Below are 14,208 nucleotides of genomic sequence, written 5' to 3' on the forward strand. Positions count from 1 at the left end.
TCTCAGCCGCGCCCGGCCCGCAGCAGCCTGACGACGCGCGGCACCTGCAGCACGACCAGTGCCGCGAGCGCCCAGCCGCTGATCGCATACAGGGGCGGCGGGACGGCGGAGTGGTAGCCGCCCACGATGCCGAACGTGTCTGCCAGGTCCATGCCCATGTCGAACCCACCCCAGAAGAATGCCGGGGCGCCCAGGGCGAGCACGGCGAGCTGGAGCGCGACCGCCGTGTCGGGCGCCACCCGACGTCGGAGCGCGACGGCGCACGCCGCGACCGACAGCGCGACGCCCAGCACCGCCCACCCGACCAGGAACGGCACCTTGCCCGCCACCGTCATCCCCTCCGCCGCCAGCGCCGCGGAGATCTGCGCCGGCGTCATGCCGGGCATCGCCGCCAGCGGCTCCAGCACGAGGATCGTCAGCACCATGACCGTCGCGTAGGACGCCACCAGCACCGGCCCGAGCGGTAGCCACCACGTGCCCCACCGCGCCCACGCGTCATCCTCCGACCGCGGTGCGGGGACGGACACGGACGACGACGGTCGTGGCTTCATCAGGGGCTCCGCGGGCTCGTGGGGGCTCACGGATCGTACGACGGCGCGCTCTCGCGAGGCGCCGTCGGCGTGGCTCCTCCCCAGGATCCCCACGGACGGGTTCGTCCCGCTACGTTCGGGCCATGTCGAGCCGAAGAAGACGTCCGCACGGGCGCGCCGTCGCCCTCGTCGCCGCGGCGGCGACGCTCGCCGGGTGCGGCAGCGTCGCGGATGCATTGCGCCCCACCGCCTACTGTTCCCCGGAGGACCCTGTCGTGACTCCGACGAGCGTCACCGCTGGCGACGCGGTCCAGGTCATGATCAGCGGGGTCGGGCACCATCCCGAGTGCTCCTCGACGCTACCGGGCCGTGCTCGGTACGAGATCTCGATCGGCTCGCGGGTGGACGGGACCGGCAACGACGACCGCGGCAGCCGCTACTACTCCGCCGGCCTCGTGGTCCTCGACCCCGACGACGCGGGTGCCGCAGAGGCCACCGTCCGCGTGCCGGACGACATGCCCGTCGGCGAGGCGCGGATCTCCGTCGACCTCCAGGGCGCCAAGACACTCTGCGAGATCGACCCCAGCGCATCGTGTGCGCCCGACCCGTTCGCGGCCGTCGACGTCGTCGGCTGAGCCGGCCACCCTGGACCGAGACGGGCTGCTAGGTTGCCGCGATGCGCAGGGTGTCGGTGGTCGGGGCGGCCGGATCGGGGAAGTCCACCCTCGGACGGCGCCTGGCGGACAGGCTCGGGACGCCGCACGTCGAGCTGGACGCGATGTTCTGGGGCCGGGACTGGACGCCGCGGCCGCGCGACGACTTCGAGGCCGACGCCCGGGCCGCGATCGCCTCGGACGCTTGGGTGATCGACGGCAACTACTCGCGCCTGCAGGAGGAGGTCTGGGCCCGCGCCGACGCCGTCGTCTGGCTCGACCCGCCGCGGTGGGCCGTCATGACGCAGGTGTACCGCCGCACGCTGGCGCGAGCGCTGGACCGCACGGAGCTGTGGCCGGGCACCGGCAACCGGCAGCCCTGGCGCGACGTCCTCGCGCCGTGGCGCAAGAGCTCCATCGTCCGCTGGTCGTGGGAGCAGCTGGACCGCTACCCCGGGCGGTACGGAGCCGCGATGGCCGACCCCGCGCACGCGCACCTCGAGTTCCGCCGGCTGCGGTCGCGCGACGACGTCGACGTCTTCCTGGCCGGCGCTCGCTGAGGCACGCGTGCCGGCGACGAGTTCCGGCCGCCGCGGGGGTCCACCACCCATGACCAGAGTGGTGGGCGACATCTCGATCTCGCTGGACGGGTTCGTCACCGGCCCGAACCCTGGGCCCGAGAACGGCCTGGGCGACGGCGGCGAGGCGCTGCACGCGTGGGCGTTCAGCGACGACCCGGTCGACCGGGAGCAGCTGCGCACGGCCACGGCGAGCAGCGGCGCCGTCGTCCTGGGGCGGCACCTGTTCGACGTCGTCGACGGGCCGCAGGGCTGGGACGACGAGGTGGGGTACGGCGCGCGCGAGGTCGGGCGGCCGCCGTTCTTCGTCGTCACGAGCGACCCGCCCGCCCGCACCCGCCTGTCGTTCTGGACCTTCGTCACCATGGGGCTGCGCGACGCCGTATCCCAGGCGCGCGACGCGGCCGAGGCCGGCGGTGGCGACCGGGACGTCGTCCTCATGGGCGGCGGCGCGACCGTCGGCTCCGCGCTGGACGCGGGCCTGCTCGACGTCCTGAGCCTGCACCTCTCCCCCGTCGTCCTCGGTGACGGGACGCCGCTGTTCGTCGGGGGTCGCGGGCACACACTCGTGCAGCGGACGGTGACGCCGTCGACGACGGCGGTGCACGTCGTCTACGACGTAATGCGCTGAGCGTCGCCCAGCGCGAGGCCGGCCACCGTGCGGCGCAGGGCGTCGGTCTCCGGGCCGGGCTCGAAGACCGGGATCGTCAGGAAGTCCTCCAGGTCGGCGCGGGAGAAGTCGCCGAGCAGGTCGCCGCGGCCGTCCCGGATGGCCCGGAACATGTCGAACCCGCGCACGAACACGGGGTCGGTGAGCCGCAGGCGGCCGTCCGCGGTCTGCAGCACGTTGCCGGGCTTCACGTCGGCGCCGCCCCAGAGCCGGAAGCGGCGCGCGCCCTCGGCGAGGAGCTCCTGGATCCGGCGCCGCAGGTCGACGACGTCGGGGTGGTCGGCGAGGGCCGCGGACTCGCCGTCGTCCGGCGCCGGGTCCGTCGAGGTGGCGATGCCGAGGGACGCGACGAGCCCCTTCGCCTGCGCCTCGTCGGCCGGGTGCAGGCGTTCCATGACGACGACGTAGCCCTTGCGGCGCAGCGGCACGACGTCGTCGATGCGCACGAGGAACGGGTTCGGTCGCCCCGTGAGGCACGAGTCCGCGAACATCCGGAACGCCGGGTCGAACGGGGTGACGCGCGCGGCGAGCCGGTCGTCGGGGGAGGCGAGCACCCATGCCCAGTCGCCGGTGCCGACCTCCCGCCAGCCTGCTTCGTCGAGGGCGGCGCGCGCCTCGGCCGCGGTGGTGTCGGGAGCGAGCGTCGGGAGCACGGGCCCAGCATCCGTGGTGCGCGCCCGCGCCGTCAGGTTGTTTCTGCCCGCGGGCACCGCGTCAGCGCGGCGCGAGCACCTCGAGCAGCACCACGACGACCGTCGCGGCCGCGGCGAGCGAGACCACCAGCAACGGCGACCTGCGGCCCCGTACCAGCCCACGGACCTCCGCGACGACGACCCAGACGAACAGGACGGCGGACAGCACCCGCCACAGCGCCGACCCCACCTCGGGCGACGCGACGATGTTCTGGGCGTGTCGCCACCACGTGGTCACGAACAGCCCCGCGAGCCCGGCCTGGATGAGGGCGACGCCGATCACCGCTGCTGCACGGAGCGGGTCCGGGCCCTGCCCGTCGTGGTATCCGTGCTGGTCCGTCGCCATGCGGTGGTGCTCTCCTGGGATCGAGGGTCCGGCCGACCCGCGTCGGGGGCCGCAGGCCAAGGTACAGCGCCCCGCGGCTGCGGCTCAGGCCAGCTTCCGCCACGTCCCCTCGGACACGACGTCGACGACGCCGCCGTCGACCACGAACGCCGTCTCGTCGTCGACCGCGTACGCGGGCCCGCCCAGGCGGGCGGCCCACCGCTCGGCCGCGGCCTGCGTGTTGTCCGGGAGCTCCGGGTTGTCGAGGTGGGGGAACATCGAGAAGTCGACGACGCCGAGCGTGGTGACGTCGTCGCCGTCCGGCGCCGTCCAGCCGACGAACTCCTCCCCGACCCGCGGCGTCATCACCATGCTGCCGCCGCTCATCCCCACGTACACGCTGTCGTCGAGCGAGGGCAGCAGGTCCGCCAGGCCGGAACGGCGCATCCAGTACGCGAGGTAGAGGGCGTCGCCGCCCGCGGCCAGCAGGACGTCGGTCTCCCGCACCAGCGGCACCCAGCGCTCCTGCGGGATGCTCGGCAGCGCGGTCAGCTCGAGCACGCCGACGGACTTCCAGCCGATGCCGGTCATGTGGTCGGTGGTCCCGGTGATGAAGTTCCAGGCGTTGAGCCCGGGTCCGACCCACGGGTGCCCGTACAGCGCGGTCGGGATGCACAGGGCGGTGCAGTCGGCGACCGGCCGCCCGAGCAGGTCGTCCAGCGCGGCCCGGATGCTCGGGTTCCGGACGCCTGCGGACGTGAGCAAGAGCTTCATGGCGCGCCTCTCGGTTCGACGGACATCATGCAGACGGGGCCGCGGTCGGAGACTCATCGCCGCGGTGCGGAGCGGCCGGACCGGGTATTCGCTGTTCCCCCGCGTCGCCGAAGCCCAGGATGGTGCGCATGTCGTTGGCCACCCCCACGCTGCCCACCGCTCGTCTGCGACTGCGACCCTTCACCGAGGCCGACGGCGACGACCTGTTCGCGCTGCACAGCAGCGCCCACGTGCTGCGCTACTGGGACTCCCCGCCCTGGACCGACCGGGCACGCGCCGACCGCTTCGTCGCGATGTGCCGAAAGATCGAGGAGGACGGGACCGGGGCCCGGGTGGCCATCGACCGGGCCTCCGACGGCGCCTTCGTCGGCTGGTGCGGCCTGTTCGACTGGTACCCGGACTTCCGCTCCGCGACGTTGGGCTACTGCCTCGGCGAGGCGACGTGGGGTCACGGTTACGCGACGGAGGCCGCCCATGCCCTGCTGCGGTGGGCCTTCGACACGCTCGACCTCAACCGGGTCCAGTCCGAGACCGACACCCGCAACGCGGCCTCCGCCCGCGTCCTGCAGAAGCTCGGGTTCGTGCGTGAAGGAACGCTGCGCGAGGACTGTGTCGTGAACGGCGACGTCTCCGACTCGTGGGTCTTCGGGCTGCTCAGGCGGGAGTGGCAGCCGTTGGAAGTGGCGACGCCGGCGCACTGACGTGGACCGCGCCAGCGCTATGCTCGCCGCCGTGGAGCACCAAGGGGCGCCTGGGCCGCGTCCGCAGCTGTCCGCCCCCACCGTGCCGTCGAAGGACTGGACGCGGGCTCGCGGGGTGCTGTCGGCAGTAGCCGTTGCCGGCGCGCAGGCCGTCGCGACGTTCGCCCTCATGTTCACGACCGGACTCGTGGTCGCGGTGCTCTCCGGCCCGTACGAGGACTTGCTGTCCGTGGTCGGGTGGCTGTTCTGGAGCGCCGTCATCGCCCTGGTCACCACGGGCTGCGCCCTCGCGGTCGGGGTACCGCTCCGGCTCGTCCCGCGCCTCCGTGCATGGTGGCGGGGCAACGGTGAGCTCATGCTGCTCGGCGCACTCCTCGGCGCCGCGCTGATCGTCACGGCATTCGTGCTGGGCCACCCGGACACCGTGGACGCCGACGGCATCGAGCTCGCCGTCTACCAGCCGCACGGTGTGCTACTCCTCGTGGGATGGCTCCTGCTGGCCTTCTTCTGCGCCCACGCTCTCTGGCCGCGTCGGTGGACGCCACGGTCCCAGCGCCGCCCGACCCTCGGGACGGAAGCCGCCCGCGCGGAGTGAACGCGCGGGAACGACGAAGGGTCCCCGACCGGCACGCTGACTGTCAGGGGCCATTGTCTCGGAGCGGTAGCGGTGGGCTTCAAAACGGCGCGTTGGCCCACCCTGCTCGCCCGGGTCGTTCTGGCATCTGACCTGGTCTTTTACGGCGCCGCCCGTTGGATCGGTTTGCTCCCGCCAGCACCGATCCGCCCTCCAAAACGGAGGCAATCCGGCGACCTGTCGGCACCTCGGCGGGTGGGGACACTCGGAGGCGCCGTACCGATAGCGGAGCACCAGAGGTCGGCGGAGGTCCGGGTCAAGGGTGGCCGCAGGCCATCGCGTAGCGGCGCCGTAGGCGCCCTTGACGCGGTCCGGAGCCGGCCGGATGCTCGGCTGTCGGTGCGGAGACGGACCGTGAGACGGTGCAGCGGGCGGCACAATTCCCAGATGAGCTCTGAACTCGGGGACGGCTGGACCATCGAACGGGTGCGCGACTACGCGAACGACCCAACCGCGACCGAGCTGTCGCTCGACCGGGACGCGCACTTCGACGACGGCAGTATCCGCGTCCACCTCCAGCCCTCGGCGATCGTCAAGGTTGGGGGTCTGGTCCTCGTACGGGACGACGATGACTGGTACATGGGACAGACCGACGCCCGCGGTGCGGTGATCTGCTGGGGCTCGTACGGCCGCGACCTGGGCGGCGCGATCGACGGGCTGTAGCAGCGGACATCGGCCATTGGCGGATCGGGCGATTCGGAATCATGCGAAGAGGGCGGCACCGGGGCGACTGGGGCCGCCTTCGTCGTCCAGGCCGGCCGGACGGGTGGGGTGCGCGGAGGCGCGAAGCGCCGGAGCGCGGGGCCCCGCCCGGGAGGCCGGCCCGCGGCGGAGCCGCGCGCTTGAGTCAGTAAGGAAACTCTTCACGACACCAGTCCACTTCAACACCGCGCGCAAGGGGCACCCGCCCGACTCGTAGATCGCAAAGCGTCGTGCACTCCTTCGACGCGTGCGGGCCTCGATTCGGAAGTTGGTCACTGGTCTCCGGCGCCCGAGACCGAACCGGCCAGGTACCGTCGACTTCACCCGACTGCGACCAGCCATCTGTGACAGGCTCTCCCTGTGGCCGAGTTGGTGTACATAGACGAAACAGGCTCAGTAGGTAAGGGCGCCAAGGAGCAGCCCTACCTGCGGCTAGTCGCCGTCGTCGTTGACGAGTCCATGGTGCGACCTCTGGCCCAACGCATGTACGAAATCGCAATGACCCACCTTGGCTGGCGGCCCGCGGAGTTCGAATTCCACGGAGTGGACGTTTGGCACGGGCGGTCACACTGGCACTCAAAATCTCCCACAGAACTTCTCGGAACCCTCGAGGCGCTGATCGGCCTGCTTGCAGAACTAGAATTATCTGTCGTCCACGCCACGATCAACAAGGAGGCCTTGCGGGACAAATACGATGGGCATTACGACAGCGAAGCCTATCGCCTCGCACTTCAGTTCATGCTCGAAAAACTCGACCGATGGCCATGGACGCCGCCCCGACCCTTCCGCGTACTAATAGCCGACGAAGCCAAACAAGAGCGAGTTCGCGCGATTAAAATGGTTGCGGACCTCCAAGAGTGGAGTGTGGGAGTTGTTCCAGGAGAGCGCCTCAACACGATCATCGACTCGATGCACTTTGTAGAGTCAATACACAGCTCAGGCGTGCAGCTTGCGGACATCGTCGCGTACATACTCCAGCGTGCGGATCGGGACAGCCAAGGACATCCCGAAGCCGCGGCTGCCGTCAACCGAATGGCCGAAGCAATAGGTCAAGCCACGGCTACCTATCGCATGCCATGGCCGCCACCGCAGGCGCCTCCGCCCGCGGCCGTTCCATAGATGTCCGCGAATCTCGCATAAGGCCGCGCAGAGGGGCGCTTCAACACATCGAGGGAAGTTGGTGGCAATCATTACACGAAAGGCACAGGGCGGAGCGAATCAGAACTCAGCCCCTCATGCGACACTAGCGAGCGAGCAATTTCCGGAACTGAACGCAACGCTCTACGAGTCGGACCCCGCCACATACCTGCGCTTCAGACTTCACACTCTCGTAACAATGCACAATCAAGACGACGAATCGACCGAGTCGACGCCCTGGGCGTATGGATTGTTAGAATCCGGGCACTCCTATACGTTTAGTCGCGAGGAGCGAGAGCAGGCAATCGCTCTCGAAAGTACGATGCTAGTTCATCATGCTAGCGAGAGCTTGCTAAGACTCTTCATTGCGCACTCGGAGAAGTCTGATTGCCCTTGGCTAAAGGTGGCCAAACTGGATTTTCGGGAGGTCAAGTCGAAGGCCGCCGAGTACGCCAAGGCGACTCACGTGTGGCGTCCGGCCCAAATTGAAGAGGTCTTCTTGGGCGGGAGCGACCTTGGGACCTCTGGTGTTGCGATGAGCGAGGACGAGTGGGCGCAGTCGGTCGATGCGCTCAAAGAACTGGTGCGCCGAACCTCCGAGCGCATCCTGGAGCAGGCGTCGCTTTACAACGCGGCGAAGCATGGCCTTGTTGGCGTGCCAGGGGAAGTGGCGAAGTGGAGTATGTCAAGCGAAGGCGGTCCATCGTTGGACGTCGCGGAGGGCCGCGGGGTCACCTACCTCTTGCGCGAGTATCCGAGCAAGGCTTGGGCAGCGCAGACCGACATCGTCGATATTGAGTCAGACTTCCTGATCGTCCAGCTCGTCGCCATCGCGGTGCACAATCTTTGGACAGCTGCGCGACGCCGATACATTGCCCGAAAAGGACACCTGTACTCGCTTCATCCCCAGTTGGTCGATGAAGCATTCCTTGTGGGCGTCGCGGGCAAGAGGAACGTCGCGCGCGGAATGCGCGTGGCCCTTCACAGGAAGGCGGACCGCACAGCGCCTTGGGGGAAGGGACTCGAGCCTGCCAGGTATCGGCTGAACATGGTGCGCGTCGACAAGGATGTCGCCAAGCAGCTTTCTTCAAATGACGATCGATACCAGGTAGAGGCACGCGAACTCCCGCTGCGCCCTGCCGACACGAGTCCATTCACAGGCGGAAATCGCACGCTCTTCCCGTTTACACCCGGGTGGGCTTCGGTGGTTTGACCGATAGACGCAATTTGCTCTTCACATCGAAGCTGGATCAATCGGCAGATCCGGGATGATTCGAGAAGTATAGCCACGGCCTCGAAGTCGGTCGTAGGCGCTAACTGTCCGCTCATCGATCGCTTGCTTCTCGGCGAATCCAGCGTCGGCATAGACCCAGATGCGCTGGGTGTCGCCTACGAGCATGTTGAGGACGCGGTCGACGTCGCCGATGGCGGCGATGTAGCCGTCGAGCGACTGCGCGCGGGCCGAACATACGAAGTCGAGTTCGGGCCAGAGTTTGCGGGCCGTCGCGTAGGCGCGGCGCTGCTGGTACGGCCTGCTTATGATCGTGGCTGATGCTGGATGGATCCCTAGGGCGTCCAGCAGCTCACGCGTAAGGGTGAAGTTCTCGCCGGTGTTGGTCGCCCGCGTCTCGGTCAGGATCGCGTCGGCTGGCACTCCGAGCTCGCGTGCCCGTTCGGCGTAGTGCACGGCCTCGCCGTGGGGAAAGACCTGGACGGTCGTCGGCGCGTTGGCACCGGTGAAGACGATCAGCGGGAAGCGTCCCTTGTGCCAGAGTTCCGCGGCATGCTCGGCGACGCCGATGTCATGGCTTCCGAGACCGATGCCGATGTCGGTGTTGCGGGGCTCGTGGTGCAGCTGGTGGTAGTCCCAGAGGATCTGGGCATCGTCCATCACGCTCATGAGGCTCCGTCCGTCAGTCGGGCATCTTGAATGAGTAGGTCCAGGCGAATCGCGACGCAGCGTGCACGCCCTCCGCGTACTCAACCACCCGCCCGTCCTTCGTCCGCGTGACGCGGTGCAGGATCACCACGGGCTCACCAGCTGGCAGGTCTAGTGCCTGTGCTTCATCGGGCGTGGGCATGCGCGCTGTCAGGGTCTCGGTGACGTGGTCTGGCTCGAGCCCTTGCAGCGTGAGCACGGCGAAGCCTCCACCAGGTCCGGCCGGGCCGGGGCTGGGGTCGACGAGCGGGGTGCCCTGCACGTCCTGTATCCGGTAGTAGCTCGTGAGTGTGTGGGTGGGTTCGCCGCCCTGCCGGACGGTGCGGGCGCGGACGTACACCTCGTCCCCCGGCTCGATGCCGAGCGCCTCGGCGACTTGGGCAGGTGCGGTGGTGCGCTCGACGGTCTGCGTCTGGTCGGTCGGCTTCCAGGTCTGGCCGCTGGCCTCACGGTCGGCCACGAACGCGACCCGGTCGCCGAACTTCCAATTGCTCTTGGCGTACCTCTCGGAGCCGAGGCGTCGCATCGGCGGGCGTGACCTCACGACCGTCCCGCGTCGCCGGACCGGCGTGACCAGCCCCTCTGATTCGAGCAGTGCCACGGCGTTGCGGACGGTCTTGATGTTGACGCCGTACTCGTCGGCCAGGTCGGCCTGCTTGGGCAGCGTCGCGCCCGGTAGGTACTGCCCGCTCTGGATGCCGTCGCGCAGTACCGCCGCGAGTTCCTTGTAGCCGTGGGCCAAGTCGCCACCTCCTGACCGTTAAGGCTAGCGGTATCCGCACTGGTGGCGCACGATCTGCTGTTAGAGGTGGTTCTATCGCAGCCTGAGTGCTACCGTCCAATTAGAGCCACCTCTAATCGGGAGGGGTCGCCCGGACGGGCACGCATCGAAGGAGAGCAGTCATGGCGATTGCCAAGCGTTTCCCCATCGCTCACGCGATGGTCTTCCCCAACGGGGCGTTCCTGCGCGGCTACGTGGAGCCGGTCGCGGACTTCAACGGCGAGAAGCGGGCCGACGGCTCCCGCCCGCAGCAGCGGGACAAGAAGACCGGACTGCCTCTGTGGCAGTGCACGGTCATCGATGCCGACGACGACGCGAACCGCAAGGACATCGGCGTGAGCGTGAAGTTCGCGGCCGAGGTCCAGCCGGTCCCGCCGAAGAACACCTCTCCCCTGCCGTGGACGCCCGTGGAGTTCACCGGCCTGACCGCGCTGCCCTGGATCGACGACTCCGGTCCGCGCCCGCGCCTGTCCTGGTCGTTCCGGGCGTCGGGCATGGTCGCTCCCGGACAGGACCTCACGGACGCGAAGCCGCCCACGGCGAAGGCTGCGGCCTGATGTCCGCGCCCACTGGCGGGCTCGCTCCCGCGGAGCTGCTGCAGGTAGCCGGAGACCTGGTCGAGTGGGTCGGCGGCCGGGTCGGCTATCTCGCGTTGGGGCGCACGTGCGTGAGCGTGCACGTCGACTCCCAGGCAGACGCCGAGCACCTGGCCCGCCTGCTGTCCCTGGGCGAGGTGACCGAGTACCCGCCCGAGGACCACGCCCGAGGGTTCACGGTCTGGTCCTCGATGTCCGGGATCGAGCCGCGATTCGCGGTGCACTACGCCGGCGAGCTCGTCCGCCCGGTGCGCGCTTTCCCTCCGACCGAGCCGTGGTGGGACGACCTCGACGACCGCCCGTCTGATGAGGCGGAGGCGGCGTGATGGACGCGCTCGGCACGGCGTGGGCCATCACCCGGACGGCCGCCGGGGCGGCGTGGCACCTGGTCTGGTGGACGCTGCGGTCCTGGCGGCTGCTGCTGGCCTGCGTCGTGCTGGGCAACGTCCTGCTCATCCTCGACCAGCGCCTCGCCGGCTACGCGGTCATCTGGTGCGTCCCGGCGTTCTGCCTGCTGCGCGCGGTCTGGTCCGTCGTGCACCCGCTGACCTACGAGGCGGTGCTCGGTGGGCCGATCCGGCGTCGCGGATGGCGACGTCACCTGCGCAAGCGATGGTCGACGATTGCCGACCGCTGCGGCCTGGCGACCTCGGACTCCGACGACGGGGCACGGGTGATCCCCCGCCTGCGCCGTGTGCGCACCTCGGCGAACACGCTCACCTTCCGGGTCCGGGCCCGCGTCGGGCACACCGTCGACGACGTCGCCGCCGCGGCCGAAGCCATTGCGACGTCGGTCGGTGCCGAGGCGGTCGAGACTCGCCGGATCGGCGGCGGGTGGCTCGAGCTGGTCTTGACGATGCGCGAGCTGCTGCACGTGCCGACCCTGCCGGTCATCCCGTCCGCGATCGAGACTGGCGCGGTCACCCTCGGGCGCACCTCGGACGGATCACCCTGGCACCTCGATCTCACAGCCCGGCACACCCTCGTCGTCGGCCGCTCCGGATCAGGGAAGGGGTCGATCTTCTGGGGCATCGCTGGGAACCTCGCTCCGGCCTCACACGCCGGGATGGTCCAGCTGTGGGGCGTCGACCTGAAGGGCGGCGTTGAGGTCTCGGTTGGGGCGCCGATGTTCTCCCACGTCGCCATGAACGAGCCAGACGCCGTCCGGCTCCTCGGCGACCTGCACCGCGTGATCGTCCACCGGCAGAGCGTCATGCGTGGCCTGTCGCGCACGTTCACCCCGACGCCGGGTGACCCCGTGCACGTGCTGATGATCGACGAGCTCGCCGTGCTGACCGCCTACGCCTCCAAGGACGTCGTCAACGAGGCGGCGACGCTGTTGAAGCTGATCCTGACCCAGGGGCGCGCGTTCGGGGTCATGGTCGTCGCGTTCGTGCAGGACCCGCGCAAGGAGACCGTGGGCATGCGGGATCTGTTCACCCAGACCATCGCGCTGCGCCTGGCGTCCGCGTCCGAGACGCGCATGGTTCTCGGAGAGGGCATGGCCTCCGCCGCGCCCGCCCACCACGTCGCGACCACGATGCCCGGCGCCGGGTACCTCGTCGGGGACGACGGACATGTCGAGCGCGTGCGCACGGACTACTGGGCCGACGACTTCATCCGCATGGTCGCTGCCACCTACCCGGCACCGCCTGCGCCCCCGCTGCCTACCGAAGCCGAGACGGACTCCCCTGCGGGCGACGACCTCCCGGCTGAGGCTCCCGGCGAGCCGGTCGAGAAAGCGCCGCGTCCGCGCACGCCGCGCAAGCGGTCCCCCCGCAGGTCGACCGTCGAGCAGGACGCCGAGGTCGCCTGATGAACGCAGCCACGGCGACGGCTTAGGGCTTCTGGGGGCACTCCCCCGAGGTCCCCCTCGACCTGGCCGACCTCACGGTCGCGCAGGCTGCTGGAATCGTGGCCCGCCTGCGCGACCGCACGGCGGGCGCCTTCGCCGAAGCGGCTGCCCGCACCGGCTACTGCTCCCACCCCATCCGGCTGCAGGGCACCTCGACCACGATCGACGCGGCGACGGGTGAGGTGCTGTCGCAGTTCAGCTCCATCGAAGCCCCGCTCGGCACCCTGTACCGGGCGTGCGGCAACCGGCGCGAGTCCGTCTGCCCCGCCTGCTCCCGCGTCTACGCCCGCGACACGTTCGAGATGATCCGCGCCGGCCTGCTCGGCGGCAAGAGCGTCCCCGACACCGTCGCGGACAACCCGCTCGTGTTCGCCACCCTCACAGCGCCCTCGTTCGGCCACGTCCACGGCACCGGAGGCAAGCACCGCGGCGGACGATGCCGACCCCACGGCACCGGCATCTGCGCCCACGGCCGTCCGCGCTCGTGCACCGCCCAGCACTCCGACACCGACCCCATCGTGGGTGGGCCGCTGTGCGACGCCTGCTACGACTGGCACTCCGCCGTCGTGTGGCAGTGGCACGCCCCCGAGCTGTGGCGCCGCTTCACCATCGCCCTGCGCCGCCACGTGGCAGACCTGCTCGGAGTCCGCGAATCCGCCCTGCGCGACGTCGCGTCGGTGCAGTTCGCCAAGGTCGCCGAGTACCAGGTGCGCGGCCTCGTGCACTTCCACGCCCTCATCCGCCTCGACGGACCCGACGGCCCCGGCTCCCCCGCACCCCTCGACGGCGAGGCCCTGGCGCAAGCCGCCAAGGAAGCCGCCCAGGCCGTTGTCGTCACCGCTCCCCCGGTGGACGGCGGCGACGTCCCGCGCGTGCTGCGCTTCGGCAAGCAGCTCGACGTGCGGTGCGTGCGCTCCGGCGTGCCGGACAACGACGATGGCACCGACGACCTGCGCCCCGAACAGGTAGCCGGTTACCTCGCCAAGTACTCCACCAAGGGCACCGGCACCGACCCGTCCGCGCCGCGACCGCACCACCAGCGCCTCATCCGCACCTGCCGCTGGCTCGCCGAACGCGCCCGCACCGCGTGCCGTGGGCTCGCAGGCCCGGACCCCGAGGACGACGACGGCTGCCTCTGCGGCCACTGCGCCGACAGCCCATACCGTCTGCTCGCCAAGTGGGCCCACATGCTCGGCTTCCGCGGCCACTTCTCCAGCAAGTCCCAGCGCTACTCGATCCCGCTCGGTCACCTCCGCCGGGCTCGCGCCCGGTTCCAGAAGCTCAAGGCCGACGCCGACCGCGACGGCACCCCGATGGACACCGCCGACCTCGAGAACCGCCTCCTCGCCGACGACGAAGACACCACGCTCGTCATCGGGCACTGGACCTACGCCGGCACCGGCTGGACCAACCCCGGAGACAAGGCTCTCGCCGACGCCGCAGCCGCGCGTGCTCGCGAGTACGCACAGTGGAAGGCGCGCACCCGCGGCGGTGAAGTCCCGATCACGCCCGCAGCATGAGGGACTCCTGGACCCGGCCCGGCTCGAACGGGCAGCCACCCTCTCCAACTGCGGGCAGGACGCGCCTTTACCTCTTGGGCGCGCCTTGGGCGGGCTGGCATGACGCTAGCTCACCGGTCCA

At 70.0% G+C, this 14,208-nt stretch carries 18 protein-coding genes; 12 read left to right on the forward strand and 6 right to left on the reverse strand.

Translation table 11 applies throughout. The annotated features are described in order from the left end of the window. Window positions 1-2: 2 nt before the first annotated feature. A complete protein-coding gene (locus B5Y66_RS03995) occupies window positions 3-551 on the reverse strand; it encodes a hypothetical protein (protein ID WP_079571231.1) in 549 nt (182 codons plus the stop codon). A gap of 254 nt (window positions 552-805) precedes the next feature. On the opposite strand from B5Y66_RS03995, the gene B5Y66_RS04000 reads away from it, so the two are divergent. The 3 genes from B5Y66_RS04000 to B5Y66_RS04010 are packed head-to-tail and all read left to right on the forward strand — an operon-like array spanning window position 806 to window position 2,392. Then, window positions 806-1,165, forward strand: a complete 360-nt coding sequence (locus B5Y66_RS04000; protein WP_079571234.1) for a hypothetical protein — start codon at window positions 806-808, stop codon at window positions 1,163-1,165. Window positions 1,166-1,206: 41 nt separating this feature from the next. After that, the gene (locus B5Y66_RS04005; protein WP_079571236.1) at window positions 1,207-1,743 is read left to right on the forward strand and encodes a P-loop NTPase family protein; all 537 of its coding nucleotides are present in this window, start codon (window positions 1,207-1,209) and stop codon (window positions 1,741-1,743) included. Between the two features lie 49 nt (window positions 1,744-1,792). Then, on the forward strand, window positions 1,793-2,392 hold the full coding sequence (locus B5Y66_RS04010; protein ID WP_079571239.1) for a dihydrofolate reductase family protein: 600 nt from the start codon (window positions 1,793-1,795) through the stop codon (window positions 2,390-2,392). On the opposite strand, the gene B5Y66_RS04015 is transcribed toward B5Y66_RS04010, so the two are convergent. The 3 genes from B5Y66_RS04015 to B5Y66_RS04025 all read right to left on the reverse strand — a co-directional run bounded on the left by B5Y66_RS04015 (window position 2,374) and on the right by B5Y66_RS04025 (window position 4,222). Then, entirely contained in the window at window positions 2,374-3,084 is a 711-nt protein-coding gene (locus B5Y66_RS04015; RefSeq protein ID WP_079571242.1) for a hypothetical protein, read from the reverse strand. The two genes, B5Y66_RS04010 and B5Y66_RS04015, sit on opposite strands and share 19 nt — an antisense overlap. Window positions 3,085-3,145: 61 nt before the next feature. Continuing rightward, window positions 3,146-3,469 carry a hypothetical protein gene (locus B5Y66_RS04020; RefSeq protein WP_079571245.1) on the reverse strand — a complete coding sequence of 108 codons (324 nt, stop codon included), beginning with the start codon at window positions 3,467-3,469 and terminating at the stop codon, window positions 3,146-3,148. Between the two features lie 84 nt (window positions 3,470-3,553). Next, on the reverse strand, window positions 3,554-4,222 hold the full coding sequence (locus tag B5Y66_RS04025) for a Type 1 glutamine amidotransferase-like domain-containing protein (protein ID WP_079571247.1): 669 nt from the start codon (window positions 4,220-4,222) through the stop codon (window positions 3,554-3,556). A gap of 128 nt (window positions 4,223-4,350) precedes the next feature. Here B5Y66_RS04025 and B5Y66_RS04030 point away from each other — a divergent pair, with 128 nt between their 5' ends. The 5 genes from B5Y66_RS04030 to B5Y66_RS04050 all read left to right on the forward strand — a co-directional run bounded on the left by B5Y66_RS04030 (window position 4,351) and on the right by B5Y66_RS04050 (window position 8,609). Beyond that, window positions 4,351-4,923: a GNAT family N-acetyltransferase gene (locus tag B5Y66_RS04030; protein WP_079571251.1), complete on the forward strand. Its 573-nt coding sequence runs from the start codon at window positions 4,351-4,353 to the stop codon at window positions 4,921-4,923. Between the two features lie 31 nt (window positions 4,924-4,954). Next, on the forward strand, window positions 4,955-5,518 hold the full coding sequence (locus B5Y66_RS04035) for a hypothetical protein (RefSeq protein WP_139820702.1): 564 nt from the start codon (window positions 4,955-4,957) through the stop codon (window positions 5,516-5,518). 426 nt (window positions 5,519-5,944) lie between these two features. Beyond that, window positions 5,945-6,220 (forward strand): hypothetical protein, encoded by a 276-nt coding sequence (locus B5Y66_RS04040; RefSeq protein WP_079571256.1) that lies wholly within the window; start codon window positions 5,945-5,947, stop codon window positions 6,218-6,220. Window positions 6,221-6,619: 399 nt separating this feature from the next. Beyond that, the gene (locus tag B5Y66_RS04045) at window positions 6,620-7,378 is read left to right on the forward strand and encodes a DUF3800 domain-containing protein (RefSeq protein WP_079571259.1); all 759 of its coding nucleotides are present in this window, start codon (window positions 6,620-6,622) and stop codon (window positions 7,376-7,378) included. Window positions 7,379-7,799: 421 nt separating this feature from the next. Continuing rightward, window positions 7,800-8,609 (forward strand): hypothetical protein, encoded by an 810-nt coding sequence (locus B5Y66_RS04050; RefSeq protein ID WP_139820703.1) that lies wholly within the window; start codon window positions 7,800-7,802, stop codon window positions 8,607-8,609. 21 nt (window positions 8,610-8,630) lie between these two features. Here the strand turns inward: B5Y66_RS04050 and B5Y66_RS04055 are convergent, their stop codons facing one another. After that, window positions 8,631-9,296: a YdcF family protein gene (locus B5Y66_RS04055; RefSeq protein WP_139820704.1), complete on the reverse strand. Its 666-nt coding sequence runs from the start codon at window positions 9,294-9,296 to the stop codon at window positions 8,631-8,633. 13 nt (window positions 9,297-9,309) lie between these two features. Next, on the reverse strand, window positions 9,310-10,077 hold the full coding sequence (locus B5Y66_RS04060) for a GntR family transcriptional regulator (RefSeq protein ID WP_079571264.1): 768 nt from the start codon (window positions 10,075-10,077) through the stop codon (window positions 9,310-9,312). 161 nt (window positions 10,078-10,238) lie between these two features. Here B5Y66_RS04060 and B5Y66_RS04065 point away from each other — a divergent pair, with 161 nt between their 5' ends. The 4 genes from B5Y66_RS04065 to B5Y66_RS04080 all read left to right on the forward strand — a co-directional run bounded on the left by B5Y66_RS04065 (window position 10,239) and on the right by B5Y66_RS04080 (window position 14,087). Continuing rightward, a complete protein-coding gene (locus tag B5Y66_RS04065; protein ID WP_079571267.1) occupies window positions 10,239-10,673 on the forward strand; it encodes a hypothetical protein in 435 nt (144 codons plus the stop codon). Further along, window positions 10,673-11,038, forward strand: coding sequence for a hypothetical protein (locus B5Y66_RS04070; RefSeq protein WP_079571269.1), 366 nt, complete (start codon window positions 10,673-10,675; stop codon window positions 11,036-11,038). The genes B5Y66_RS04065 and B5Y66_RS04070 overlap by 1 nt, the downstream gene beginning before the upstream one ends. Beyond that, entirely contained in the window at window positions 11,038-12,528 is a 1,491-nt protein-coding gene (locus B5Y66_RS04075; RefSeq protein WP_079571272.1) for an FtsK/SpoIIIE domain-containing protein, read from the forward strand. Before B5Y66_RS04070 ends, B5Y66_RS04075 begins: the two co-directional genes overlap by 1 nt. 98 nt (window positions 12,529-12,626) lie before the next feature. Next, complete coding sequence (locus B5Y66_RS04080; protein WP_176168771.1) at window positions 12,627-14,087, forward strand: replication initiator; 1,461 nt, start codon at window positions 12,627-12,629, stop codon at window positions 14,085-14,087. Window positions 14,088-14,208 lie beyond the last annotated feature (121 nt).

This window comes from Krasilnikoviella flava, from assembly GCF_900167525.1.
GTDB lineage: Bacteria > Actinomycetota > Actinomycetes > Actinomycetales > Cellulomonadaceae > Isoptericola > Isoptericola flavus.

Coding starts and splice junctions, on each gene's coding strand:
- B5Y66_RS04070 (WP_079571269.1), top strand. CDS start 10,673: ATGTCCGCGCCCACTGGCGGGCTCGCTCCCGCGGAGCTGCTGCAGGTA.
- B5Y66_RS04020 (WP_079571245.1), bottom strand. CDS start 3,469: ATGGCGACGGACCAGCACGGATACCACGACGGGCAGGGCCCGGACCCG.
- B5Y66_RS04040 (WP_079571256.1), top strand. CDS start 5,945: ATGAGCTCTGAACTCGGGGACGGCTGGACCATCGAACGGGTGCGCGAC.
- B5Y66_RS04065 (WP_079571267.1), top strand. CDS start 10,239: ATGGCGATTGCCAAGCGTTTCCCCATCGCTCACGCGATGGTCTTCCCC.
- B5Y66_RS04025 (WP_079571247.1), bottom strand. CDS start 4,222: ATGAAGCTCTTGCTCACGTCCGCAGGCGTCCGGAACCCGAGCATCCGG.
- B5Y66_RS04075 (WP_079571272.1), top strand. CDS start 11,038: ATGGACGCGCTCGGCACGGCGTGGGCCATCACCCGGACGGCCGCCGGG.
- B5Y66_RS04055 (WP_139820704.1), bottom strand. CDS start 9,296: ATGAGCGTGATGGACGATGCCCAGATCCTCTGGGACTACCACCAGCTG.
- B5Y66_RS04030 (WP_079571251.1), top strand. CDS start 4,351: ATGTCGTTGGCCACCCCCACGCTGCCCACCGCTCGTCTGCGACTGCGA.
- B5Y66_RS04005 (WP_079571236.1), top strand. CDS start 1,207: ATGCGCAGGGTGTCGGTGGTCGGGGCGGCCGGATCGGGGAAGTCCACC.
- B5Y66_RS03995 (WP_079571231.1), bottom strand. CDS start 551: ATGAAGCCACGACCGTCGTCGTCCGTGTCCGTCCCCGCACCGCGGTCG.
- B5Y66_RS04010 (WP_079571239.1), top strand. CDS start 1,793: ATGACCAGAGTGGTGGGCGACATCTCGATCTCGCTGGACGGGTTCGTC.